General features: G+C 50.3%; 14 protein-coding genes. All 14 read right to left on the reverse strand.

Annotated elements, in window-relative coordinates; translation table 11 throughout:
* Positions 1-347: 347 nt before the first annotated feature.
* The gene (locus BFO_RS02525; RefSeq protein ID WP_014224023.1) at positions 348-9524 is read right to left on the reverse strand and encodes a TANFOR domain-containing protein; all 9177 of its coding nucleotides are present in this window, start codon (positions 9522-9524) and stop codon (positions 348-350) included.
* Between the two features lie 97 nt (positions 9525-9621).
* A complete protein-coding gene (locus BFO_RS02530; RefSeq protein ID WP_141729092.1) occupies positions 9622-11304 on the reverse strand; it encodes a TonB-dependent receptor in 1683 nt (560 codons plus the stop codon).
* Between the two features lie 374 nt (positions 11305-11678).
* Positions 11679-11813, reverse strand: coding sequence for a hypothetical protein (locus BFO_RS16370; protein ID WP_014224025.1), 135 nt, complete (start codon positions 11811-11813; stop codon positions 11679-11681).
* Between the two features lie 752 nt (positions 11814-12565).
* The gene (locus tag BFO_RS14330; RefSeq protein ID WP_014224026.1) at positions 12566-15046 is read right to left on the reverse strand and encodes an Ig-like domain-containing protein; all 2481 of its coding nucleotides are present in this window, start codon (positions 15044-15046) and stop codon (positions 12566-12568) included.
* Between the two features lie 717 nt (positions 15047-15763).
* Positions 15764-17560 (reverse strand): leucine-rich repeat protein, encoded by a 1797-nt coding sequence (locus BFO_RS14335; RefSeq protein ID WP_167536496.1) that lies wholly within the window; start codon positions 17558-17560, stop codon positions 15764-15766.
* A gap of 675 nt (positions 17561-18235) precedes the next feature.
* Positions 18236-18814, reverse strand: coding sequence for a hypothetical protein (locus tag BFO_RS02550; protein ID WP_014224028.1), 579 nt, complete (start codon positions 18812-18814; stop codon positions 18236-18238).
* Positions 18815-19279: 465 nt separating this feature from the next.
* Positions 19280-19537 carry a hypothetical protein gene (locus BFO_RS02555; protein ID WP_014224029.1) on the reverse strand — a complete coding sequence of 86 codons (258 nt, stop codon included), beginning with the start codon at positions 19535-19537 and terminating at the stop codon, positions 19280-19282.
* A gap of 20 nt (positions 19538-19557) precedes the next feature.
* The gene (locus tag BFO_RS02560) at positions 19558-20559 is read right to left on the reverse strand and encodes an SPFH domain-containing protein (RefSeq protein ID WP_014224030.1); all 1002 of its coding nucleotides are present in this window, start codon (positions 20557-20559) and stop codon (positions 19558-19560) included.
* Between the two features lie 42 nt (positions 20560-20601).
* Complete coding sequence (locus BFO_RS02565; RefSeq protein ID WP_060827317.1) at positions 20602-21930, reverse strand: hypothetical protein; 1329 nt, start codon at positions 21928-21930, stop codon at positions 20602-20604.
* A 146-nt stretch (positions 21931-22076) separates the two neighbouring features.
* Positions 22077-22715, reverse strand: coding sequence for a TatD family hydrolase (locus BFO_RS02570; protein WP_014224032.1), 639 nt, complete (start codon positions 22713-22715; stop codon positions 22077-22079).
* Positions 22716-22734: 19 nt separating this feature from the next.
* Complete coding sequence (yidD, locus tag BFO_RS14765; RefSeq protein ID WP_014224033.1) at positions 22735-22959, reverse strand: membrane protein insertion efficiency factor YidD; 225 nt, start codon at positions 22957-22959, stop codon at positions 22735-22737.
* The gene (locus tag BFO_RS02575; RefSeq protein ID WP_014224034.1) at positions 22941-23354 is read right to left on the reverse strand and encodes a ribonuclease P protein component; all 414 of its coding nucleotides are present in this window, start codon (positions 23352-23354) and stop codon (positions 22941-22943) included. The genes yidD and BFO_RS02575 overlap by 19 nt, the downstream gene beginning before the upstream one ends.
* The gene (locus BFO_RS02580) at positions 23341-24111 is read right to left on the reverse strand and encodes a uroporphyrinogen-III synthase (RefSeq protein WP_172793889.1); all 771 of its coding nucleotides are present in this window, start codon (positions 24109-24111) and stop codon (positions 23341-23343) included. The genes BFO_RS02575 and BFO_RS02580 overlap by 14 nt, the downstream gene beginning before the upstream one ends.
* Positions 24108-24839, reverse strand: a complete 732-nt coding sequence (locus tag BFO_RS02585) for a DUF4271 domain-containing protein (RefSeq protein WP_014224036.1) — start codon at positions 24837-24839, stop codon at positions 24108-24110. Before BFO_RS02585 ends, BFO_RS02580 begins: the two co-directional genes overlap by 4 nt.
* Positions 24840-24925 lie beyond the last annotated feature (86 nt).

Genomic DNA, 24925 nt, shown 5'->3' on the forward strand with positions numbered 1-24925 from the left:
TGTTTTCCAATTGTTAGTTGTTAATGGTTATTTGCCGGGTACATGATTCGACGTGTACCACGCATAACAATTGACCATTAACCATTATCACCGCTCGCACGGGGCACAAGGGCTGCAAGCCCGATATATTTCAGCCCCATCCCGCAAGGGTGGGGTATCGATTCCCATACCCCGTTTGGAGGGCTGAAAGCCTGATATAATCGTTGGCAATCAGTAGTTTGCCCGTTATCACACACCGCCCAGGGGGAGATGTCTGTCCGAGAAATGTGCTTTCCGGCCGCCGCTGCGGCTTCGGAGTGCAAGGTAGAGACGCCCTTAAACGGGCGTCTCTACACCTCATGCTACATTCAATCGCACGACGATCCCCTCTTCTCCGATTTTACAGGCGTGCATGAGCCGGGGCTTTGGCACCTTCCCAGCCCGAAGGAGGCGTTCTTGATGCGCAGGCTGTGCAGCGGATCTTTCAAATCGATGGCAGCCGAAAAACCGGCATGTATGACCTCGTTAAAAGAAACTTTATGCGGAATGGGGGAAGGATCGATGCATCCGACAAGGATGGGGAAAACTCCTGCATAAACGGGCAGTTCTTGTTTCACACAAAAGGAGAAATCCAAGTTGCTGCCGACATTCAATTGCGCCGTATAAGGCGCCCGGAACGCCATTGTGGCTTCGCCCTTCACCGTTGCCGTAAGGCGTGCGTTGACGCTGGTACACGTATAAGAGTTCAGGTATGCTTCCGCATCGAGATAGAGCATGGCCGAAACGCCAATCTTCTCATTGCCCGGGAGGAAGCTGCCCCATACGGCGCCTTCCACGCCTGCATTAAATTTCACTCCGCCACTTGCAATTTTCAGATTGAATTCATAATCGAAAGTGGTGAGCGGAACATTCATAGCCCCCATGGCGTAGAATCCACGGAGCTTATCCCCGGTAAAGTCGCACGGCAATTCTTTCTGCTTCGAGCGTGACAGTACCTGTTCCCAAACCTGCGAGGGAACGGGCCGGTCGTAGCTGCCGAAAATCATTCCGCAGGCCACTTTTCCGAACGGCGAGGCCTGAAATTCGCCACCTCCGGCAAAGTAGAATCCGTAACGGCCGACAGCCATGGTAAGATCGCCGGAGAACTTGGTTCCGCCCACATTCTTCTCCTGAATATGCATTTTACCGGTCAGCTCCTGCCGCGGATGGTCATAAATGAATGTAAAATCCATAAAGCCGTCTTGCTGAACGCCTTCTTGCTGCGGATCACGATCGGTACCCGCCATTTTGATCTGCTGCTTTTTGAAGTCGATATCCGTAGTCGTTCGCCATGCATCGCCTTCTTTATCCGGATCATCGGTCTTGATTCGGATAAGACGTTCTTCGCGGTCGATATCCGTCTCTGTTCGCAGCGCACCGCTCAATACGAAGTAGAGAGGATCGGTACCGAATCCGCTCTTATCGCCGTAGCCTTCTGCCGGAACGAGCTTGAGGCTCAAGAAATCCCATTTGTTTTTTTGGGAGTCAACGATCATACCGGCTTTTTCGATGCGGAACTCGGCATCGCCCGACCCGGGGCTGCCTCCGCCGAGACAGATCGACTGTTTCGGCTTGTCCCGGTCTTCCAGATCCATCCAGATCCGGTAGTTGCCGGATGGGGTCCGCTTTTTCCAGACTACGACACGGATCGGGGCGAGCGCGCCCTCTTCTTCGATGGTACCGTGCAGCTTAACCAGTCCCTTTTTGATGATCTGTTCGTCTTTACGTTCCATCAGCGATTTGAATGTACCGACGTTTACGAATTGCAAGTTGCTTGGCAATATATTGAGTTCGAGCTCCTTGCCCCTGGACTGCTTCGTGAACATCAATTTATAATTGACGCTGGTGGGGAATTCCGGGATGCCGAAGTCGATCGTACCGTCGAGGTTGAAACCGTCGTCGTACGAGTTGATGGTCAGCGGATGGAAGTCCACCACATCGTAGAGGCGCAGTGCCTTGCAATCGTGAGCGAAGCTGATAATGCTCTCGCCGTTGCTCAGGAGGCTGATCGTTTGGAATCCGAGCGGACGGTCGAAACACGGCAGGTTTTTGATGCTGCCGGCCGGGTTGCCAATCAGACTCAGTTTCAAGTGAGCACTCATGTCGCTGCCGCATTTCTTATCGGCGACGAGCTGGAATTCCACGCCGGGCGTAATGTCGATCTGCGACACATTCTTGTTCTTGCCGAGCGGAATATGTTTCGGATCGAATCCTTCGAGTTTGAAGACATCCTTGTTGAGTACGAACGTCGTTGCCCAAAGGTCGAGCGTACCGGTCCGGATGACGGCTTTGTTCGAGGAGATTCCTCCTTTCGAGGCATCCACCACACAATTTTGCGCTTCGATGGTCCAGTTTTCGAACTTCACGTCGATCTTATCGAGAATCACATCGTCTTCTATCTTGCCGGGGGTGATGGCCACTTCGGGCAGATCGATCCGGATCGTATCGTTCCGATTGAACGGTTTGAACAGCGGATTGATCAACCACACATCGGGTTTGAGACGGATCACGCCGTCGGTTCCGAGGAGGCTCCGGTTGATGGGCGAGGTGGCGTTGAACGTAACGAATTCGAACCTCAGCGGCTTCCGGTCGGCATTGTGCAGCCTGTATTCCTGTTCGCTTTCCGCTTCCGCTTTCCACGCGTTCATCTTCTCTTCGCTCACGTAGCTCTTGAACGAGGTCACCAGTCCGTTCGGCTGTCCGTCCCCCGCTTCGCTGAGGTAGAACTGATCATTCTTGAAAGTGAAGTTCGTGCCGGAGAAGCTGAACGACTCCGGTTCGATCCGCGCTTTGGAGCGGATCAAGCCGCCCGTCAGGCCGTCTTTGGCGATATTCAGGAAGGCATCGCCGGCATTGACCAGTTGCACGTGGTAGGTATGTTTGTCCCTTTTCAGCTCAACGTTCATCAGTTTCATACCGATGCTGAAGGCTTCGCCCGGCACTTCAAAGTACGGGCGTCCCTTGGCGTCTTTTTCGGAGTTGTTGACCCTTACCTTCAAATCTTTAAACTCCGGATTCTGACTTATCCCGTCTTTCTTTCCGAACTGTCCAGGCGTCTTGTCTAACTGGATGGTGCCGGTGATCCGGTAGTTATCGCCGCCGTCTTCCTGCACGTCGGTCACGGTCACTTTAAAGCCGTGCAGCGTGCTGATATTGGCTTTGTAGAAGATGTCGAGGTCGAAGTCGACGGTGGCCCGGCCGTCGAAGGCGTCGAAGGCGGTCTCCGTGTCTTTGCCGAGCAGGTTGGCATACTCCTCGTTATCGTCCGGCGCTCCGCAATGGATCGTGGCGTAATACTTCCCTCCGGACGGCAGTCTGCTTTCGTTCTGCGTCTTTCGGACGTTCTTCGAGCTGCTTAGCTTCTGTGCCGAACTGTTGTTGTCCGAATCGCCGATCGCCTTGATGCCGCGCAGCGTATAGCGTCCGTCGTCGTCGGCCGTCACTTGCCGCTTATTGTCGCCGTTCATCACCCAGACTTTCGCGCCGGGCACCGGCTCACCGTTTGAAGTGACGCGACCGCTTACCGTAGCGCCTTTGCGCATCCGGAAATAGTACGTAGTCATCTCCTTGCTCTCGTGATTGGTCAGCTCGCCCGAGGAAGCGATGTATTCCGAGTTTTCGGGCGGGATCAGTTCGTAGCTGAAGTTCTTACCCGCGTTTGTAAATTTGAATTCGGCAATGCCCTGGTCGTTCGTTACAACCGGCTCCACATCCGGAGCTTTGATTTTGACGGTAATGCCCGGTATACCGCTCATCCGTTCGACCATATCGCCCATGATGCGGCCGGCAAAACCTGATATCCCTGTTTTTTTACGCAATGCTTCGAGGTCTTTCTCGCTTAACTTGCCTACCTTGATCCGAATCCGGTGTCTCCGCTCTTTGACGACTCTCTTACCCAGATCGTGCGTATTGCTTTGATCCGTTAAACCGGGCAGCGGAACGGTATCGGGAAAATAATTCAGATCTCTCGGGAGAATGAAAAGCGTATCCGCATTTTTAGCCTGGAGGGTCGGCACGCGTACCGTAAATTCTTCTTTGGAGTCTTTCTGTTTCGTCTCGATCAACCGGCTGCGGGTGGAGCGCACGTCCGCCTTTTGGGGCTGCTCCGGGGTCCCATCAAGCCCTTCTTCGGCTACCACATACCCCGTGATCTTGCCGTTGGGCTCCATCAGGATCTGCGGGAAGTGCATCTGCTGCCCCATCTTCAGCGTAAAACCGGTAGCAGGGAACCAACTACTGCGATGATTGAGTTCGACATCCGCCGTATCCTTCAGCCCTTTCTGTTCTCTGGCTCTACGCAACGAGTAACCGGGTGCATCAATATCAAGAAGGTAGTTCACATCTCTATCATCTTCGTATCTTTTAAGCCTATCCTCAAGGATTAAAGTCATAAGTTCTTCAGCTAATGCCCTGTACTCTGGATCGTCTTTTTTCATTTCTTTCATTCTTTCTTCGATTTGTTTCTTTCTTTCCTGACGAGCTTTGAATTCAGGGCTATTTTTATCAGGTGGAACAAGACGTATTACTTTTTCTTGAACCGCTAGATTATCAAATATAAAGTAGCCGTGATTTTTAGCGGATGTACTTTGCTTGCCTATAGGAGCATGTAAGTTTTCAAGCAAGGTTCCATCACTATTCCACTGCATCTTTTCTAAAAACACCGTTCCATCTACTCCTCTGCCGAGATTTTCGGAGTCGAGCAGGCGTCCGGAAACGATGGGGTTTTTGGGAGCCATAGCGATGGGTACTTCACAGACCGTCCTTTTGAAACTGCTGGTAAAATGAAACTCACCTGAATAGCGGTGATAGGTATCTGAGCAACGTACTGCTGCTCTCTGCTCCTTAACTCTTCTTAACTCATATTCTCTTTTGTAATACTCGCCCGGATAGAAGATTTTATCCGTTTTAAATGCATGCTCACCGGTGCTGTCGCTGGTGAAAGTCATAATATGCAAATCATTGGGAAGATCGAAGTATATTAGATCATTTCTATTCGTCGTATGGCGAGGCACACTGAAGTCTACCCCTTCCTTCAGCTCCACACGCTTCCTTTCAACGACATCTCGGCCCGCGGCTTCGGAGTCGTATATCTTATAGCGCGCAATCTCCACCCAGGCGCCCCTTAACGTCAGACCTTGCATGCCGATATCATTTCTAGTGGGATCGCCGATAGGTTTTACCCTCAGGATATACGAATCGACATAGGCCTTCAGCTCGCCCACGTCCATCGTGCTGTTGGGCTGGATCTCGATATCTTTCGACGGGTTAAGCCACCGGTGCTTCATGGCGTTGTTTACTACCACACGCACCGTAGCCCGAAGCGTACCTTCGACATTCATCCCAGTTGTTACATCACTTCCATATGCCTGATCTTTGTAGCCCTCCTGAGTGAATGCGGAATCGATACGGGCAAAGTCCTTGAATTCGAAATTGCCGTCGGCATCGGTACGGGTAACCGCCAATATCTTGTTCCGGTCTTTCAATTTATCCAGCACCTCACCCATCTTCCCTTCATCGGGTCTCCCGTGGTGTGACCATACCGGAGAGTTTTCTCCACTTTTATTGTTTGTACAGCTTTCAGCAATCTCTTCACAATTCATTACGACCTCATTTCCCTTTTTGTCTTTCACCAGATAGGTTACCACCAGGGCGATATCGGTATTGGCCATGGGCTTTCTCTGGCTTTCGTCCACACACGGGTCGGCAAAGACGAGTCGTCCTTTGACGGTGGAGCGTGGCGGCCGGTCGTCGAGCAGCACGGCTTGCCGCTTGACGAAGAAGTTGGAGTGATCGTCTTTCTCCGCTTGCATCTGCTCTGTTCCCGTAGGAACATATTTGAAGTCCAGATATTTTTCGGTACGTGAAAACTCGTTCGTATAGTATATTTTCTTTTTTCCGTTTTCTTCCAGCTTCTGCTCGATAAAAACATGATAATGATCGTTATACTGGAAGTTGCAGATCAACCGGTCGAACGTGACGTAGGTATGCTCCTTGCCGTCGCTACCTTCGCGGATTTCTACTTTTCCTTCCGTAATCAGGTTTTTGCCGTATGGTCCCTTGGGCTGAGAGGGGAGTATATCGCCTTCGTAATAGGGCATATCCTCGTATCCTTCGAGTCCGAACATCACACGTTTGACCTGACCGTTGACGTTAGGCGGATTCAGTTCGCGATACGTCCCTTTCACCTTATTGTCGGATCCTTTATACCCTTTCGATACTTCCACTTCGAGGGTATAACTCCATACATTATAGGTGATTTCGCCCAGATCGACGGTTTTGTCGGAGAGATTGACCTCGGTTTTTGAAAGACGTTCCTCCTTTTTTCCAAGCGTATAGTAGGGCGAGTTAAGTTCGAGGTTGAAAAACTCGTACAGATCACCGCGCGCACCGGGCCCTGCTATTCCTGCTATCTCTTGATCTTTTTCTATAAGTCCTCCATCGGGACGGGCGTAGATCGTCGCTTCGAACGTACCGTCGTCGTTGATTTTGACGGGTACGCTGTGGCGGTCGTCGTTCGGCGTGGGCATCTTGGGGCATATCGGCGAAGGCTTTCCCGTTTTCGCATCGATCAGGCGCGTGTATCGCGTCAGCGTAGCGGTCGTCGTAGTCAGCGGATATTTTTCGGGATGATGCTCGAACTTGTACAGGAGCTTCCCTTTCACCGTATATTCCACCAGATCCGACACATCGTCGAGTTCCATATAGGTAAACTCGCACTGGCACGACGAGGCAAGCACATCGGGCTTCCCCTTCGCGTCGATGACGGCAGAGAACCCGTTGGGGGTCACTACGCCCCGCATGGCGGCGATATACAGCACGTACTTTTGTCCGTCGACAAACGGCAGGCCTTTTTTGGTCTGCTCATACGAATTGCGTTCCCACACGTCTTTCTCCCATACGAGGTGTTCAGAGGCGGCCTCGCGGATTTGCAGCCGGTAGATAATGCCTTCGCCGGGCTTGGGCTGCCGTTTGGCCAGCAGGCTGCTCTTATCTTCCCAGCGCAGGTAGAAGTTGCGGGCATTGTTCACCGCAATGGCATCGGCCGGTATCTCGATCTTCGTTCCCGAGCCGGAGGCAAGGGATGTACCGCCGAGGTCAGTCTTCGCGTCGCTATTTGCCGGTTTCCGGCCTTTCGGGTCGGCGCCGGCATTCGGGCCGCTCAGCAGGTTCGGATTCAGGGTATGACCCTGCAGATAGTACGTCGATCCGCCTTCGGGAACATTGTTTGTCAGTCCTTCGAAGTTCTCGTTGCAGTTACGGCATTCGGGTACGAAGATTTTCAGACCCTCTTCGCTCACGATCGGCGGCGTTTCTTTTTTCGGCGGTTCCACTTTCACCTCTTTACTTTTCTTGAAGGTGAACACAGCCGGTTCACTGTAGCCGTCGTTCTTGAACGTGACGCTCGGGACAATCGCTGCCGGCGTGTTGACGTTGTTTCCGATGGCTCGGACTACCCACGCGTACGTTTTGCCTTCCTTAAACGCGGGATTGGCCGGGGTATAGAGATACGTCGGCACGCTGCGAACCGTCGTCTCGAAGAACGCCGGATAGGAGCTGTTGCGCAACATGTCGCGGTAGTTGGCGTAACGGTCGTTCAATTCGATGATCTTGATCATGTATTGCGTTGTAGCGGGCGCGCCCGGAGGCATCGTCCACGTAAACTGCACGGTTTGCTTCTGCTCGGGCGGCAGTTCGCTGCCGTCGTAGGGTTGGATGAGCTGCGGCGGCTCAAGCGCGCTCTGCATGGGCGGAGCCACCATAAACGGCGGACTGCATGCCTGACTGAGCAGCTGATTCCGCTGCGCGTTGTAGAGTTTGAAGCAGAGACGGTAGCTGCCGTCGGGCAGACCGTCGCGCAGCACCTGCTCGCGCGTGATACCCTGATAATTCATCGGTTCTTTGAAGATGTCGCGCAGCTCGTTGTATGTTAACGTATAGGGGGTAAAGATCGTCTGGTTGCCGGAGGGCGTTCCTTTGATCTGTACCGAAGCCGCGTGTTGTGCGCTGCCGATGACGATTTTTCCGTCTATGCTTTCGAGCGTACCCTGTACGCGCAACAAGGCGTCGTTGTCGGGGTATTGCGCGATGGTGATCACGTTCCGGATCTTGCCCGGCGACTCGAAGTAGTCGGACAGCTTATTCGTGTATGGCGGTATGACCATCACCGCCTGATTGACAATCGCGTTCTTCTTACGGATTTGGAACGGTGCACTGCAATAGGTCCCGATCACGATGGTGGAATGAGATTTGCGCAGCCGGAAGCAGAGGCGATATGTCCCTTCGGGCAGGCCGTCGCGCAACACTTGCTCGCGGGTGATGCCCTGATAAACCATCGGCTCTCTGAACACGTTGCGATAGTCGTTGTGGGTGACCGTGTAGGGCGGGAAGATGACGTTGTTTCCCGACGGCGTACCTGTGATGCGTACGGAAGCCATGTTTTGCCCGCTGCCGATGCGTATGTTGCCGTCCACCTGCTCAAGCGTACCCGTCATATCCAAATCCGCCTGATTGTCGGGGTACTGCGTGACGGTAATCACGCTCTGTATTTTGCCCGGCGACTCAAGGTAGTCGGACAGCTTGTTCGTGTAAGGCGGAAGTACCTGCACTGTCTGATTGACGATGGCTTCTTTCTTCTGAATACGGAAGGGGGCACTACAAAACAACCCGATCTCTTCGTCCGTTCGGGCATTGCTCAGCACGAAGCAAATGCGGTAATTGCCTTCGGGCAGGCCGTCGCGCTGCACCTGATCGCGGGTGATGCCCTGATACACCATCGGTTCCCTGAACATCTCACGGTAATTCGTATGGGTCAGGGTGTAAGGCGGGAAGGAGACATTGTTGCCCGAGGGTGTGCCGTCAATCCGCACGGATGTCTTAAACTGCCCGCTGCCGATACGCACGTTGCCATCCACCTGCTCAAGCATACCCCTCACGTTGAAGAGCGCCTGATTGTCGGGATACTGTGTAACAAAGATCACGCTCTGTATCTTGCCCGGCGACTCGAAGTAGTCGGACAACTTGTTCGTGTAGGGCGGAAGCACCTGCACCGTCTGATCGACGATGGCTGCTTTCTTTTCGATCCGGAAGGGGGCACTGCACGATCGACTGGCCTCTTCAAACTGGTTCATCCATCCGGTTTTGATAAACAGCCTGAAGCAAATACGATACGATCCTGCGGGCAGGCCGTTTTGTTGAACTTGTTCACGTGTAATACCTTGATACTTCAAAGTCTGTTCGCTAAAAATCTGTTGAAGCTCGCTATACGTCAACGTGTAGGGAGCAAAGCCGACTCCGGGCGTTTTTTGCATGTACACAGGATGAGGGGTAATTCCCGGATCCGTGCCGATCCATATGCCGGCATTGTCCGTGTTCTCGATATACCCATGCAAATAATATAGATAGTCATCCGTCATGGATATGCCGGTTGTGGTGATGATGCTGACGATCTTACCGGGCGAAGCGAAATAGTCGGACAGTTTGTCGGTATAGGGCGGCAGTACCTGCACAGTTTGTTTAATCTGATAATTCTGCGCATTTAGATTACTCAGCGCGGCAATTGCAGTGAAGACGGCGAATAGGAGTCTTCGTAAAATCGATTGTTTTTTAGAATGTGAACACATAACTTATATCTCCTCTGATTTCGTGATACGATGGAACGGCCGCCTCGTTGGCAAACCGGTTATTGATAAAATTAAAATTCATGGATACCGCATGCTTGGGATGAAACCGGTAAGCGGCGTTAAGCGCCGAGTTAAGGGTCAGTCCGCTGTCGTCGTTGATCTTGTTACTCATGACGTTGTTGCTCCAGTTCAGCGACAGTTTGTCGTCGAGGAGCGTTTTCGATACATTCAGGTTCCCCCCCAGCATGGCGTTTTCAAAGTTCTTATTCGTCATCCGGGTATAATTGGCGCCGGCCGAGAGGTTGAGTCGAAGTGCCGGAAGCCCGAAGTTATACATCAGCATGGCCATATACGTATCGGTATCGGTCATGTCGGATGTTTTTTTGTTCCGGTCGTCGAGCGTCGTATAGTTCAGGTTGAGCATCACCATGTGCGAGGCCGTGGCCGTGGATTTCGTAAAACGAGGCATCAGCATGAAGGTGCGATTCACCTGGTAGATCTGCAGCGAATCGCTCCCGGCTGTCTTATAAGCGCGCTGGTTCGTGGAATAGTTATTGAATGAAGCGTCGACCGCCCAGTTTTCATTGATCGTATAGTTACCCGAGAGCGAGCCGATGACGCGATGGGCAGTGTTGGCCTTCGACCCGTCGAGGTTGTCGTTCTGAATCCCGAGCGAGCCGCGCAGGCTCAGCTTGTTGTCCATCAACCCCACCGTCTGGTTAAAGGTGATGTGCTGCACATCGTTGTTGAAGAAATAGCTTCCCATCGAGTGGAACCCGGGGTCGACGCGCCGGTATTCGATGCCGGTGACGATCGACGGGGTGAATTGATAATTGAGGCTCGTTTTGAAAGCCTTGAAGTACGATGTCGTTCCGTTGACCGTGATCAGGCCGTTAGCCAGTCGGAGCCAGCCGTCGCTGATGGAGTCGAGCGCGGGGGCTATCCGGTCTTTGGTGTAGAAACTGTAAGACCCGTCGAAGGTGAACATCAGCTGCGGGGTAATGGCAAAGCGCGAAGTCAGCCCGAAAGCGATATTCTGCTCGGGCGTCGGCATGCCGGGCTTGACAATGGTGAGCGAGTCAAAGTCTTTCGTGCTGTCGCCGATACGTACAACCGAAAAGTCGACAAAGCGGTTCTCCGTTCCGTAGCCCACCTTGGCGGCCCAGCCGGTGCGGGTCATCTTGGGCATCGAGTCGGCCATGGCCAGGTCGTACGTCGAGTTCTGATTGAACTTACCGTACACCGCGCCTAACCTGAACTTGCCCGGACGCGCTTCGACAGCGGCTCCGAGGAAGGTGTATCCGTTGAGCGTAAACTCCGAGAAGGAGAGGTTACGGTAGCCCAGATGCAACGTCAGCCATTTGTAGGTCGGGCTGATGCCGAACTGATTGAACGGCTGACTGAAGTTTCCCTTCTTGTCGTTGTCGTACCACGTGAACGAGAATGGCATCGAGATGCCGTAGACCGTCAGCGTGGCATTGGCATTGATCCCGTAAGCAAACGGGGCCTGCCGCTCCGGGATGCCGGAGACGGAGTAGAAAGAGGAGTTTAATCCGATGCTCCCGCTGATGTCGAAAGGCTTGACATGCTTCAGGTCGGACAACTCCTGCGCCTGCAACGCACCGACCATAGGCAGGCACAGGAGCGTAGCAAACATCATTTTCATATAAGTATTTATTTTCATCGTATATTATTTAGTTAAAACATATTTCGTCATTCTAATCAGCGTTCAGCGTCATTTAATGGTTAATGGTCATTCGGCATTCGGATGCCGTGTAGGGGCGAACACACAGGTTCACCCCTACCCCCAACTTAACCAATCAATAATTAAACAAACAAACATCTCACACCCCGAAGGGCTTCACTTTTCACTATTCGTTTCTCACTCTTCACTTTTCGTTTTTCACTTTTCACTTCCCTTGTCATTCAGAGCGTCAACGAAGAGTCTTTTTTTGTCACTTTTGGCTTGACCCAAAAGTAACCCAAAGGTCAAGGCTTCGTGCGCTTCACACGCCCTCGCGACGCTTGCAGGTCGGAAAATCAGGTAACTCGCTTCGCTTCAGACAGCCTGATTTTCTTTCGCCCTGCTCGCTGCTCCGTCGGCTCACCGCCCGAGGCCCATTGACGAACGCCTCTGCGTTCGCCTGTTTCCCAACGCTTCGCTTCGCTGCGCATTGGGCTGAATTAACACGCCCTTTCAGGGCTCTTACAGCCGCCAGCATTCAACCGTCAGCTCCGCATTCCCCCTTTGAAGGGGGGGCTGGGGGGATGTTCATATCAACGTCATGACGGGCGAACACAGAGGTTCGCCCCTACGCGGCGTACCGAAATGGGAATGCGCCCAACCGCCCCCCACAACAACTCAAGACCTCAACAATTCTCTTCACTTTTCACTATTCGTTTCTCACTTTTCACTTCCCTTGTCATTCAGAGCGAAGCGATGAATCTTTTCCTTTTCGGGGCGGGATTCCTCACTGCGTTCGGAATGACAAAGGGACATCCAAATCAATCATTCATTCAGGCTTCCAGCCCTCCGCTGAGGGATTGCCCTATTTCCCCAACGCTGCGCATTGGGCTGAATTAACACGCCCTTTCAGGGCTCTTACAGCAGTCAGCATTCAGCCGTCAGCTCTACATCCTCCTTCACTGCGCTCTTCCCCCCTTTGAAGGGGGGAGGGGGGGATGTTCCTCTGCGTTCGGTCTTTTGTCATTCAGAGCGTAAGCGAAGAATCTTTTTCCTTTTCCTCACGAGATTCCTCACTGCGTTCGGAATGACAAAGAGGAGACGTTCGGAATGACAAAGAGGAAGCATTCGGAATGACAAAGAGGAGGCGTTCGTAATTCGTAATTTGTCATTCTGCTAAACGCTGACTACTTTTCACTTTTCACTCTTCACTTTTCGTTTTTCACTTTTCACTTTTCACTTTTCACTTCACCATCACCTTGGTTACCCGTTCTCCCACGCGCACTACGTACACGCCTGAGGGCAGCGGCTGTACATGGTCGCCGGCGGGGAGGATGAGCGTTTTCACGAGGGAACCTTCTACATTATATATATGTACCGTCTCGGGTGCGGGCAGGGCGAGGCGCAGCGCGCCGTCGGCAGCATAGATACGCAGGCCGTCGATCGTTTCGTTGGCTACGGTGCGGATCACGTCGAAGAGGCACGAGGCCGAGACGCCGCTACCGTCGTTGGCCTTGGCGGTGACCGTCGCTTTGCCTTTCTTGCGAATCGTCACTAATCCGGCTCCGTCGACCGAAGCTACCGACGCGTCGCTGCTCGTCCACGTGAGCGATTGGTCCGTAGCCGTGGCGGGAGCGACCGTAGCGATAAGCTGCACCCGTTCCAGATCGCCGTTGACGGTGATCGAGCTATAGTTAAGCGTGATACCCGTTACTTTGACGGGCGGTGCTGCGGCCTCTTTGACCGTTACGGCGCAGGTGGCCGTTTTGCCGCCGTCGGCTGTTTTGACGGTGATGGTGGCGGTGCCGGGGGCTATGCCCTTGACCGTCCCCGAGGCATCGACCGTAGCGATGGCGGGGGCGCTGCTTGTCCACGTCACCGCTTTGTTCGTAGCCGTGGTGGGGGTGACCGTAGCCGTCAGCGCGCCGGTCTGTCCCACTTCCAGCGTCAGCGCGCCGGGCGCAAGCGTCACGCCGGTTACAGGTATCACAGCCGCCTTGACCGTTACGGCGCAGGTGGCCGTTTTGCCGCCGTCGGCCGTTTTGACGGTGATGGTGGCGGTGCCGGGGGCTATGCCCTTGACCGTTCCCGAGGCATCGACCGTAGCGATGGCGGGGGCGCTGCTTGTCCACGTTACCGCTTTGTTCGTAGCCGTGGCGGGAGCGACCGTAGCCGTCAGCGCGCCGGTCTGTCCCACTTCCAGCGTCAGCGTGGCCGGAGCGACCGTAACACCCGTGACAGCAACCGTGGCCGGAGCAAGTTTTACGTTTTCCGATTTATACCAGGCGCTGCTGCCGTCTTCGTCTTCCACTTCAACGTTGACATCATACCCATCGTTCGTCGGAGAGATAAAGCCTCCGCCGAGGCCTGTTATCGTATACGAGGCTTTGTCCGTAAGCGTAGCCTTCAAATCTGCCGACATAAACTGGGGGACGAGGAACTTTCTCTTTTTGCAATACACCTTGTATATCAGATTTTTCTGTGGTGTTTCAACATCGGTAGCCTTCTCCCAGTTGACGGTAAAGCCATTGCTGGTGATATTGCTGATGGTCAGCTTTCCGCCGTTGCCCGGCACGGGGGGTGGGGAGGAGAGGGTTTTGAACGTCTCCTTGTTATAGTCGGCATAGTTGCCGGCTTCGTCCTTCACACGCACATACACCTCATATTCGGTGTTGGCGTCGGCTTCTACGGTATGGAAGACGGAATTCCACGCCACATTCCTTTGATTCCAGACGTCTTCCGATGTTTTTTTCCAGAAGAGCGTGTACTCGAGTTTTTCTTTAGGTGTTACATTATCGGTAGCCGCCTTCCATGTCGGGTCGAACTCTTTATGGGTAATGTAGACAGACAGTTTTCCGCCGTCGCCCGGCACGGGAGGGGTTACGTCGGGAGCGGGATCAGTGATCTTAAAGTCTTTCCAGACGGCGGCCGCCCGATACGCATCTTCTTTGCCGGCGGGTACCTTTAGCGTCACGTTGGCGGTATTGATTCCATCGAAGGCATTGTCCGGCACAGCAAGCGGCGTATCCCAATGGACAGTGACCGTTTTCAGGGATATGCACTCCCAAAGAATCTTCTTTCCAATTGTTGTTACGCTGCTGGGAATATCGATTTCCGACAGGTCGTAGCAACAATAAAAAACCCCATTTCCGATCTCTTGTATGCTGTTAGGTAGGGTAATGCTTTTCAGGGCGGAGCACCCCTCAAAAGTCCTCTGTTCAATTGTTGTTACACTGCTGGGAATAGAGACACTCGTTATGCCTTTGCAGTAGGCAAAAGCCACTTCTCCAATTGCTGTTACACTGTTTGGGATCGTAACACTCGTTATGCCCTTGCATTTGTAGAAAGCCCACTCTCCGATTGTTGTTACGTTGCCGGGGATCGAAACACTCGTTATACCGTCACATCCGGTGAAAGCGTAGTCTCCGATCTCCGTAACGATGTAAGTGTGAGTAGAAACTCCCATTGTCCGGGTAAAACTTATCGGGATGGTAATGTTTCCCGTAGGTATATTGCCGGGGGAGTATCTGGGGGAGTAGTTTATTGACGTAGATAATTCAGACATGACCTTGACTTCATAAGTAACGTCATTGATTTTCTTGATTCTTTTATAGTACAGCCCGTTGTGCTTGAAATCGTAATCTTCCGCCTGTACGGCACTGGTGGCAATCATCAGCCCCATGAGGGCAATGAGCCAAATGGAAATTTGTTTTGTCCGTATCATAATCGTTTATTAATTGTTATTCTTTTATTAATTGTCATTCTTTACTATTTTATTTCCTTCTTTTGTCATTCAGAGCGAAGTGATGAATCTTTTTCCTTCTCCAAGTGAGATTCCTCACGGTGTTCGGAATGACAAACGCGGTTATTGGTGTTCTTTGCGTTTACCCTTGCGTTCTTTGCGGTAAAGAATAAACCGCAAGGTTCGCAAAGGGGTTCGCAAGGTTTCATTCAGGCTTCCAGCCCTCCGCTGAGGGGTTGCCTTGTTTTCCCAATGCTGCGCATTGGGCTGAATTAACACGCCCTTTCAGGGCTCTTACAGCATTCAGCATTCAGCCGTCAGCTCTACATCCTCCTTCACTGCGCTCTTCCCCCCTTTGAAGGGGGGGCTGGGGGGATGTTCATATCAACGTCATGACGGGCGAACACAGAGGTTCGCCCCTACGCGGCGTACCGAAATGGGAATGCGCCCAACCGCCCCCCACAACAACTCAATACCTCAACAATTCTCTTCACTTTTCACTATTCGTTTCTCACTTTTCACTTCCCTTGTCATTCAGAGCGTAAGCGAAGAATCTTTTTCCTTTTCCTCACGAGATTCCTCACTGCGTTCGGAATGACAAAGAGGAAGCATTCGGAATGACAAAGAGGAGGCGTTCGTAATTCGTAATTTGTCATTCTGCTGAACGCTGACTACTTTTCACTTTTCGTTTTTCACTTTTCACTTCACCATCACCTTGGTTACCCGTTCTCCTACGCGCACCACATACACGCCGGAGGGCAGCGGCTGTACATGGTCGCCGGCGGGGAGGATGAGCGTTTTCACGAGGGAACCTTCTACATTATATATATGTACCGTCTCGGGTGCGGGCAGGGCGAGGCGCAGCGCGCCGTCGGCAGCATAGATGCGCAGGCCGTCGATCGTTTCGTTGGCTACGGTGCGGATCACGTCGAAGAGGCACGAGGCCGAGACGCCGCTGCCGTCGTTGGCCTTGGCGGTGACCGTCGCTTTGCCTTTCTTGCGAATCGTCACTAATCCGGCTCCGTCGACCGAAGCTACCGACGCGTCGCTGCTCGTCCACGTGAGCGATTGGTCCGTAGCCGTGGCGGGAGCGACCGTAGCGATAAGCTGCACCCGTTCCAGATCGCCGTTGACGGTGATCGAGCTATAGTTAAGCGTGATACCCGTTACTTTGACGGCCGGTGCTGCAGCCGCCTTGACCGTTACGGCGCAGGTGGCCGTCTTGCCGCCGTCGGCCGTTTTGACGGTGATGGTGGCGGTGCCGGGGGCTATGCCCTTGACCGTTCCCGAGGCATCGACCGTAGCGATGGCGGGGGCGCTGCTTGTCCATGTTACCGCTTTGTTCGTAGCCGTGGCCGGAGCGACCGTAGCCGTCAGCGCGCCGGTCTGTCCCACTTCCAGCGTCAGCGCGGCCGGAGCGACCGTAACACCCGTGACAGCAACCGTGGCCGAAGCAAGTTTTACGTTTTCCTCATTATACCAGGCGCTGCTGCCGGCTTCGTCTTCCACTTCAACGTTGACATCGTATCCTTTATCCAAAGCTGGATTGATAATGGTTATGCCACCGCCGAGGCCCGTTATCGTATACGAGGCTTTGTCCGTAAGCGTAGCTTTCAAATCTGTCGGTTTAAATAAGAGTAAACCGCCTCCCCCTTTGCAATACACCTTGTATATAAGTTTTTCCTGCGGCGTTTCGGAGTCGGTAGCCTTCTCCCAGCTGACGGTAAAGCCATTGCTGGTGACGTCTGTAACGGTCAGCTTTCCGCCGTTGCCCGGCACGGGGGGGCTGTTGATCTTAAAGCTTTTCCAGACAGGGGCCGCCTGATACTCTGCCTCTTTGCCTTTGGGAACCTTTAGTGGCACGTTGGCGGTATTGACACCCCAGAAGGTCTTGTCCGGCACGGCAAGCGGTGTATCCCATGCTACGGTTACTTGCTGAAGTGCTTTGCAAAAGGCAAAGGCATACTCTCCGATTGTGGTAACGCTGGCCGGAAGGGTGATGCTTTGCAGCACCACGCAATTGGAAAAGGCTCCCTCTCCGATTGTGGTAAGTCCGTCGGAAAAGGAGACGTTTTGCAGCACCCTGCAATTGAGAAAGGCACGCTTTCCAATTGTGGTAACGCTGGCCGGAAAGGAGATGCTTTGCAGCGCCTGGCAAGTACCAAAGGCAGAGACTTCGATTGTCTGCACACGGCTTCCGAGCGTTACGTTTTGCAGTGCATTGCAAGCGGCAAAGGCACGCTCTCCGATTGTGGTAACGTTATCCCCGATAATTACGGTTTTGATTCCGCTTTGGAAAGCTTTCCAAGGCTGATCGTTTGTAGATGCATAGTTCGGCATGGCGCCTGTTCCGGTGATGGAAAGGGTATTGGTACCGGCATTGTATTCCCATCGGAGCGGTCCGGTGTTGCCGCTGTTTTGCGCCGCAGCGCCGAGGGCCGTAATCAGCCCTATGAGAGCAATGAGCCAAATGGAAATCTGTTTAATTCGTGTCATAATCATTTATTAATTGTTATTCTTTTATTAATTGTCATTCTTTACTATTTTATTTCCTTCTTTTGTCATTCAGAGCAAAGCGATGAATCTTTTTCCTTCTCCAAGTGAGATTCCTCACGGTGTTCGGAATGACAAACGCGGTTATTGGTGTTCTTTGCGTTTACCCTTGCGTTCTTTGCGGTAAAGAATAAACCGCAAGGTTCGCAAAGGGGTTCGCAAGGTTTCATTCAGGCTTCCAGCCCTCCGCTGAGGGATTGCCCTGTTTCCCCAACGCTGCGCATTGGGCTGAATTAACACGCCCTTTCAGGGCTCTTACAGCAGTCAGTCTTCAGATCTGCATTCCCCCCTTGAAGGGGGGGCTGGGGGGATGTTCATATCAACGTCATGACGGGCGAACACAGAGGTTCGCCCCTACGCGGCGTACCGAAATGGGAATGCGCCCAACCGCCCCCCACAACAACTCAATACCTCAACAATTCTCTTCACTTTTCACTATTCGTTTCTCACTTTTCACTTCCCCTGTCATTCAGAGCGAAGCGAAGAATCTTTTTCCTTCTCCTCACGAGATTCCTCACTGCGTTCGGAATGACAAAGAGGAGGCATTCATAATTCGTCATTCTAATATGCATTCAGCGAATAATCAAACAACTCAACATGCAAACGCCCTTGGGACTTTTATTTAATCAAACTCACCTTGGCTTTGTAGTCCATGACGAGCTTGAGACGTACAACGACGTTGGGCCGGATACCGGTGAGGATCACGTGCAACTTGTCATCTTTGAGCTTGTCGAGGAGTTCACCGTTGATAATGGTAAATCGTACCTTTCGCGCGGCAGTGTCTACCACGTCGGCCTTAGCGACCAGGGCCGTTCGATTATCGAAATAGAGTTTGGCCGTCCGGAACGTATTCAGATCAAACCCTTGCGGGGTAACGAGTTCGAGAGTTCCCTGCGTGATAATAAACGACTTGAGGTTCTCGAACGAAAGTCCGTTTTTTTCCAGTTCGGCGGCTACGTTCACATTCAGTATGCCGTCGTAGAGCACCTCTTCCGTCGCACCTGAGAGTAACTCCGGAACGTCTTGTCCATCGACATCGGTCTGAGAGAGCGCCGAAGGTTGTACATCGAACACTATTTCGCGGTTCTTGACGGAAATGTCTTTACCGAGCGCATTTTGAAGCGTCTCTTTGCATGATCCGGTCGCCAATATGATCCCTAACAGACAACCGAACGAAATCCATTTTGCTTTCTTCATAATCTGGTTTTTTACCTTGTTAATACATACCATCGCTGGCAAAATTAAAAAAGTAAACAACACGTGTCAATCATATAAATATATGATTTCTATGCTGTAAAAAAAACAAAACATATCACAAAAAAATAACCCGTTTCAAATCTATATAATGCTTTAAATTAATATATTGCAAAATATTTCTAAAAAAACAGGAGAAAAACAAGTGCTTTTGATCTAAACATGAAATATTTTTTTACATATAAAATCATATAAATATATGATTTTTCATTTCAGGTCGATTCCGAGAAAAACAAAGAAAAGGATATTTTCACGGCTTTGCCGGATTGGAGAGTGACGTGTTTTTACGGATGAGGGAAGGCATACAAAAAGAGGGGGTAAAGGGGGATTACCTGCCCTGATTCTGTTTCAGAGCAGAACTCATAACCGATATCATTGGCAATGAGACACGCAGATGAGTACGAAGCACTATTGTTTTCCCTGCCCTATTTTAGGTTTGGCTACATTCCCCTTCGTTCGATCATACCCTCTCCCGTTGTTTTTGAAAAAGAAAGGGATGACGATAAGCAATAAGATCGATGTTATCCCGATAATTATTACCGTTTTCAACCCTTTTTGGAGTTGAGCAAGAGTAACGGGATTTTCAATACCCCAAAGATCTAAGGTAAAAAAGGCTGCGGTACAAAGGATTAATGCTACAGCAATCGTTCCGATAATATATTTCATTCTTTGATAATTTATTTATTTCACCATTGGTTTAACAGTTCCCGCTTTTTTGCATCATAATCTTCCTGTGTGATAATTTTTTCGTCTAACAGGATTTTGAGTTTACGTAGTTTTTCGGTTACGGCGGTGTTGCCGGCCGACAGAAAGCTGTCGGTTTGTTCGTTGATTTTTTTTCCTATTTCCATACCGACACCAAGCTGCAGCCCGGCACCGGCTAATCCCCCTTCGTTGCGGGCGGCATCCCGCAAAGCACGCAATTTTTCAAGTTCGACATAGCTCAATCCTGCCTGTTCGGCAGCTTTCACATCGGCCGAGATGTCTGCCATACGGGCGATTCTCGCCTGCGTCTGTTCGTCAAATTGGGTGCCTTCAATCCGAAAATCGGTAAGTTGCAGTCCGAGAAGACTGTATTCATCGTTGATTTTCCCGGCTACTTCGTTTGCCATATCATCGATATGCCCATCGATTTCGATATATGAATATTTTTTCTCGTGAATGACGTTCGCAATGAGTTGCAGAATGCGTTCCGTAATGATCCTGCTCATTTCCCCGGTTTGAAGTTCGTCGCGACTGCCTGTTATCTCCGTGAAAAAGAATTTCGGATTCGTTATCCGGTACGAAAAATTACCGTTTAAACCCAATTCCACCGGGATTTTATACTCGTTGTCGATAAATTTAATCGGAGAGGACGTTCCCCATGGCTGGTTGAGTATTTGAGCTTTGCGATAAAAATAAATCGCCAGCTTATGTTCGCTTTCGAAATTTTGCCGGAGTTTCGAGAGGGTTGTAATGAAAGGATGGTTGTCCGTTTCGAGATTGAATATCCCTTCGTTCTCGATGATATCGGCCAATTGCCCTTCATACACCAGTAAACAGCCCTGCCCGGGGGCTACGATAAGTTTGCTCGCATTGATGATCTCATCCCGTTTATGCGGATATTTATACCAAAGAATTCCGGGATTCGAATTTTCCCACCGGATGACTTTTGAAAGTTGATTGTTGAAAATCTTTAAAAAGCTCATATCTATTTTTTTTTTACAATCTGCATCATTGATATTATCGGATTAATTATCGAATTCCCACTTGATATATACGCCCTCTTTGTTTTGCGTATTGAATAACCAGGATTCTTTATTCGCTGTAAACAGATACCCTCCTTTCACCTTAACGACATCTTCACTGAGCAGATAGTCCATATCTGCCGGCTTTGTCCATTTAATGGCTGCCGTTTCAGCATCAAGCAGCTGTATAATACTGTTCCCAGAGAGGCTCGGTTTGAACGAAATCAGCACTTGGCTGTCATCATAAGCCCAAACCGTTCCCGAGATATAATCGCGGTCGGGAGTAAAGTCACGGTATGAGATCAATCGTGACATTTCTGCGATATAAGGTAATACGAGTACCTTCCGATAGGGAGAACTTTCGGTAAAAATCCCCGATCCTCCGAAGTCTTTCGTCCATGCAAAATGAGGTATATCGGTAGGATATCCGATTTGTTGCCAATAATCATACCGGATCAATTGTATTTTCTCGTCGGGAAAGAAGTCGGAGTTGCATGTGAACTGAAATGCGACTTTTTTCCGGGCTTCGGGCGTTTTTCTGGGAAGCATCTTATAAAGCATGTCTTCCCCGAAAACTTTATTGATTATGGGGTAATAATACAATTCTTTGCCCAACTCATTCACCACCTTGAAACCATCGCCGTCGTATGCAAATTTAATTTCGTAAACCCCTTTGGCAAGGTCGGGAAAATTCAGTGCTTCAAAAATGATCTCTTCAAGTTCATACGTCGCGCGATTCAATTTAAAAAGTTTCTTTTTGTTGATAATGGCATAAATATCTCCGTTTTCAAACAATTTTACATCCGTATTGGATATTTCGGTTTCTTCCAGGCTTCTTATCGGCTGAACTAAGATTTCTTTCCCGTCGACAGCCTGATAAATACCGTAATACGATTGTTTTTTATCGGATACGGAATATCCCTTTTTGGTTTCTCTGGTGCCGATAACAAGTATTGTACCTTCGTCCGTTGCATTGGCAAATCCCTTGAATTTGTGAATCCTGTCCCAGAAAACAACTTCTTTTTCTTCTATTTTGACCGGAAGACTCGGAGGAGCATAATCAAAGGATGATTTCTGTAAAAAGAGATTGGAGAAGACTCCAAAGAAAATAAAAATAGAGACCACAATAGCTATGCCTGCGAGTATGCGTTTGGTATTTACTTTATTTAAATCACCTAAAGGACTGTCATACTTATGCAGAATATTGATATCATCACTGTCAATAAAGAACTCCGTATAACAGCTCTTACATTGATAATGATCGGTGCGTAACTCTTTTGCCTTCGTACTGCCGCATTGCGGGCATTTTATCACCTTGATTCGCTTGGCCATCTTCGATATAAATATTTCGTGCAAACTTACAAAAAAAATTTTATATGCTTTGGAGGCCAATAAGTACACACTGGCATAACATGGCTGTCTCATCTCTCAAGAAAACCGTTCAAATGCGCAGGAGATGCTGATGAGCCCAGCAAACTCTATGGTACCGGAGAAGTAATCAAGGGAATGAAAATACTTCCTACCGTTTGAGAAAGAAGTGCTTCCGTAATTTGAAGTTCTTCGGCCACTTCTCGGTAGAGGCAGCCGATATGGATGGGATTGTCGTCGGTTTCGAGCAGAAGACGGCCTGCCGTCCATGCGGCTTGGAGTGCCTCGGGATGGTAGCGTGCTCCGAAAGAAAGATAAAAACCTCTTCCCAAGAGTTGTTCGGCTAATTGTTTTTTACCGCGAAACCCATGAATAATCCATGGCATAACAGGATGTGTGATGCGACGGATGCGGAGCAGCTCATCCCATGCCTTGACACAATGAATGATGAGAGGCTTGCCTGCTTCTTCCGAGAGCTCTATCTGCCGGATGAAAAGTTCTTCCTGAATATTGGGAGGCGTGAGTGCCAACCGATCCAATCCGGCTTCGCCAACGAGAACGATCCGGGGATGCGATATCCATTTCTTCAAGACTTCCCACTGCTTGTCATCGGCATACCAGGGGTGGATACCGGCCGCGTAGAGCCGGTCAGGATGGAGTTTGAACGGCGCCCGTAAATCGAGGCTGAAGACAGCGTTCTCGTTCTGCTCTTGAGAAATTTGATGCGTATGGATATCATAATACTTCATCACGAGAAGATCAGGAGGGTTAAGGGACCGGATCGTATCCGCCCCCCCCCCAAGGGTGACAACGGAAGATCCGCTTCAGGGTAAGCCATAAGCCCTTGAAGGGACCGTGTTTCTTAAGCGCCTGCACGGCATACTCGGAACAGGTAGGTGTGTAGCGGCAACTGCCCGGCGTCAGAGGCGAAACGCAATACCGGTAAAAGTAGACCGGAATAAGCAGCAGATTCGTCAGCAAACGTCGGAGCATATCTCTTTTTTCCGGATCCTATCCAAGGCTTTTCTGACTGCCTTTTCCATCTCCGTATACGTACGAATGTCGTTACTTACGTACATAAAAGCAATGTGTATGTATTTCCCGGATTGCCTGCAAGCCTCAAAGAGCGCTCCTTTATTCAGGCGATACGCTTCACGTATAAGGCGCTTGACTCGGTTACGCGACGCAGCCTGCCTGATTCGTTTTTTAGGTGCGCCCACTAAAACAGACAAGCCCGGCACGACCTTATTCTGCGCTGCGCCAGACACGTAGACGACCCTCAGGGGGTATGCCATAAAAGCCTGTCCTTTTTCAAAAAGCTGCTCGATATCGTTTTGCAACGTCAGACGCTCACGCTTGAGGAATCGCTTTTTTTCAGCGATTTGCATTCTTTTTGCCGTTACCCAGCTCTTTCTTCAGATATTGTTCGAGGGCCGCTGTCATGGAAGGCGCTTCGGGGGTGGGCGCTTCAACATCGAGCCGAAGCCCGGCCTCGACAGCGGCCTTGGCCGTCGTCGGCCCAAAACACCCGATACGAATATCCTTCTGTTTGAACTTCGGGAAGTTCTTCATCAGTGACGTAATACCCGAAGGACTGAAAAACAAGAGCATATCGTAATCAAATTTTTCATCTTTATTGAAGTCGTTACTCACGGTCCGATACATCACCGCCGTTTTATAGACGATCTTTTTCGTGTCAAGCACGGTCGTCAAATCCTCTTTATGAATATCGGACACCGGCAACAAATATTTTTCTTTGGAGTGCTTGCCGATGAGGGTAATCAAATCTCCCATCTTGCCGCTTTGTCCGTAAAAAACCTTGCGTTTGCGATAGATAATATATTTTTGCAGATAGACCGCAATCGTTTCGGTCATACAGAAATATTTCATCGTTTCCGGAACCGTGATTCTCATTTCTTTGCACAAGCGAAAAAAATGATCAATGGCCGTACGTGCCGTAAAAATCACTGCGCTGTAATCGAGTATGGCGACTCGTTGCTGTCTGAATTCTTTTGCTGTCAATGGCTCTACTTTGATAAACGGACGAAAATCAATGTCGACTCCATATTTTTCAGCAATGTCGAAGTAAGGCGATTTCTCCGACGTGGGTTTAGGTTGCGAGACCAGAAGCTTCTTAATACTCAATGCCATAAAGTACTTGTATCAATATTGTTATGCAAATAATTCAAACCTTCGTATATGAATAACAAGGGTATAATTTCTTGGGCGCAAAGGTACGAACTTAAAAACAAAAACCCTGTATTTTTATTATAAAAGATACGAATAGTTGTGTAAGCAAAAGCAATACGATAGAGGATGTAAAGCACAAGATAAAGTATCAGAATACAGAGAATATGTTGTCGGTCAAAGAGCAGCCAGAATGTTGGAAAATAGAGTAAAGCACCCCATATGTAGGACAGGGAGTGATAGCCATTCCGCCAGAGGCTATACTTATCGTCTTGGCTAAATGCCTGTCCATAGAGCGCATAGAGACCCTGTTTAATCAGGTAGTAGACATAGATCGCCACGAGCAGAGCTCCCATCAGCAGGAGGGCCGCCCCGAGATGATCGACTCGCACATATCCACCCTCCAAGACGAGCAAATAGAAGAAGCCCGTACACAGAAACAACATCTGGAACTTCATGAAAGCCTTGAAAAAGAGATTTTTCCTCATGGATGTTTCGAACAGGTTCTGGCGCTCTCTGATAGACAACAGACTTCGGATCATCTTCCGGATAAGCGGATAGAATATGCGAAAAATGGCCGAGAAGATCACAATAAGCCCCAGCATCATCATAAACAGGATGTCGTGAATATGTCGGCTATAATCGAATCCGACTCCGACATATCCTTCAAAAAGTTCGTTCTCCATCTGCTCTCACTTCTTTCCTCCGGTTTTTGTGCGGACAAAGGTAGTAATAATGATGGAAAAACAACCGGTAAAAAATAGAAACAGTT

This window comes from Tannerella forsythia 92A2, assembly GCF_000238215.1.
GTDB classification, from domain to species: Bacteria; Bacteroidota; Bacteroidia; order Bacteroidales; family Tannerellaceae; genus Tannerella; species Tannerella forsythia.

What these genes read in the sequence shown, in the direction of transcription:
- BFO_RS02530 (WP_141729092.1), bottom strand. Translation starts at nt 11,304, where the DNA reads ATGAAAATGATGTTTGCTACGCTCCTGTGCCTGCCTATGGTCGGTGCG.
- BFO_RS02550 (WP_014224028.1), bottom strand. Translation starts at nt 18,814, where the DNA reads ATGAAGAAAGCAAAATGGATTTCGTTCGGTTGTCTGTTAGGGATCATA.
- BFO_RS02570 (WP_014224032.1), bottom strand. Translation starts at nt 22,715, where the DNA reads ATGAAGTATTATGATATCCATACGCATCAAATTTCTCAAGAGCAGAAC.
- BFO_RS02565 (WP_060827317.1), bottom strand. Translation starts at nt 21,930, where the DNA reads ATGGCCAAGCGAATCAAGGTGATAAAATGCCCGCAATGCGGCAGTACG.
- BFO_RS02555 (WP_014224029.1), bottom strand. Translation starts at nt 19,537, where the DNA reads ATGAAATATATTATCGGAACGATTGCTGTAGCATTAATCCTTTGTACC.
- BFO_RS02560 (WP_014224030.1), bottom strand. Translation starts at nt 20,559, where the DNA reads ATGAGCTTTTTAAAGATTTTCAACAATCAACTTTCAAAAGTCATCCGG.
- BFO_RS14330 (WP_014224026.1), bottom strand. Translation starts at nt 15,046, where the DNA reads ATGATACGGACAAAACAAATTTCCATTTGGCTCATTGCCCTCATGGGG.
- BFO_RS02585 (WP_014224036.1), bottom strand. Translation starts at nt 24,839, where the DNA reads ATGGAGAACGAACTTTTTGAAGGATATGTCGGAGTCGGATTCGATTAT.
- BFO_RS02575 (WP_014224034.1), bottom strand. Translation starts at nt 23,354, where the DNA reads ATGCAAATCGCTGAAAAAAAGCGATTCCTCAAGCGTGAGCGTCTGACG.
- yidD (WP_014224033.1), bottom strand. Translation starts at nt 22,959, where the DNA reads ATGCTCCGACGTTTGCTGACGAATCTGCTGCTTATTCCGGTCTACTTT.
- BFO_RS16370 (WP_014224025.1), bottom strand. Translation starts at nt 11,813, where the DNA reads ATGCGCAGCGAAGCGAAGCGTTGGGAAACAGGCGAACGCAGAGGCGTT.
- BFO_RS14335 (WP_167536496.1), bottom strand. Translation starts at nt 17,560, where the DNA reads ATGACACGAATTAAACAGATTTCCATTTGGCTCATTGCTCTCATAGGG.